This is a genomic window from Acidovorax sp. KNOB132 (assembly GCF_057541515.1).
In genome coordinates this window covers 1-1,247 of record NZ_BAAJYT010000533.1, presented here as the reverse complement: position 1 = coordinate 1,247, position 1,247 = coordinate 1, and the positions used below count along the sequence as shown (strand labels likewise).

Here is a 1,247-nt window from a genome sequence, read left to right as displayed (position 1 = left end):
TCGGGCCGAACGGCGCGGGCAAATCGACCACCATCAAGATCCTGTCCGGCATCCTGCGGCCCGACGGCGGGCGCGTGGAGATCGACGGCCGCCACCCCAGCGATGACCGCGAGCGCCACGTCGCCCGCATCGGCGTGGTGTTCGGCCAGCGCACCCAGCTGTGGTGGGACCTGCCGGTGGGCGAGGGGTTCGACCTTCTGCGCGACATCTACCGCGTGGACGAGCAGCGCTACCGCCGCGCACGCGACGAGTTGGTCGCGCTGCTGTCGCTGGAAGGCGTGCTGGCCCAGCCCGTGCGCCAGCTCTCGCTGGGCCAGCGCATGCGCGCCGAGATCGCGGCGGCGCTGCTGCACGAGCCCGACATCCTGTTCCTGGACGAGCCGACCATCGGCCTGGATGCGCCGTCCAAGCTCGCGGTGCGGGACTTCGTGCGCCGCGCCAACCGCGAGCGCGGCACCACCGTGCTGCTCACCACCCACGACATGCACGACATCGAGGCGCTGGCCGAGCGCGTGATCGTGATCGGCCATGGCCGCGTGCTGGCCGACAGCCCGGTCGAGGCCCTGCGCGCCCAGGTGATGGCCGAGCGGCGCCTGGTGGTCGATTTCGGGCACGACGCGCCCGTGCTGGCGCCGCAGCCCGGCGTGTCGGTCCATGCGCGCGAGGGCCGCACGCTGGTGCTGGGGTTCGATCCGGCCGTCACCACGGCGCCCGCGCTCATCGCGCAGCTGGTGGCCGCACACGCCGTGCAGGACATTCGTCTGGAGGGCCTGGCGATCGAGGAGGTCATCGCCCGCTTCTACGCGCTGCACGGCGCGGCCGAGGCATGAGGCCGCCGCTGGCGCTGCGGCCCTACACCGCCGCGTTCGTCTCGCGCTTCCTGCAGATGCTGCAGTACCGCACGGCGGCGCTCGCCGGCTTCGGCACCCAGTGCTGGTGGGGCGGTATCAAGGTGATGGTATTGGCCGCGTTCTACGGGGGCGCTGGCGCCTCGGGCGCGCCCATGCCGCTGCAGCAGGCCATCACCTACACCTGGCTGGCCCAGGGGCTGCTGGCGCTGCTGCCGTGGTCGGGCGACCCGGAGGTGGCGCAGGCCGTGCGCACGGGCGCGGTGGCGTACGACCGGCTGCGGCCGGTGGACGCCTATGGCCTGTGGTTCGCGCGCAGCGCCGGCTGGATCGCCGCGCGGGTGCTGCCGCGCGTGGCGCTGATGGCGACCTTCGCCGCCGGGGTGCTGCCGCTGCTGG

Annotated in this window: 1 protein-coding gene and 1 pseudogene; both read left to right on the top strand. The window is 73.6% G+C overall.

Annotated elements, in window-relative coordinates; translation table 11 throughout:
- Positions 1–830, top strand: an 830-nt coding sequence (locus AC27IO_RS24415; protein WP_487116590.1) for an ABC transporter ATP-binding protein, incomplete at its 5' end; no start/stop codon positions are given.
- Positions 827–1,247, top strand: a pseudogene (locus tag AC27IO_RS24410) (ABC transporter permease); the annotation flags it as partial. The gene AC27IO_RS24415 and the pseudogene AC27IO_RS24410, both read left to right, overlap by 4 nt.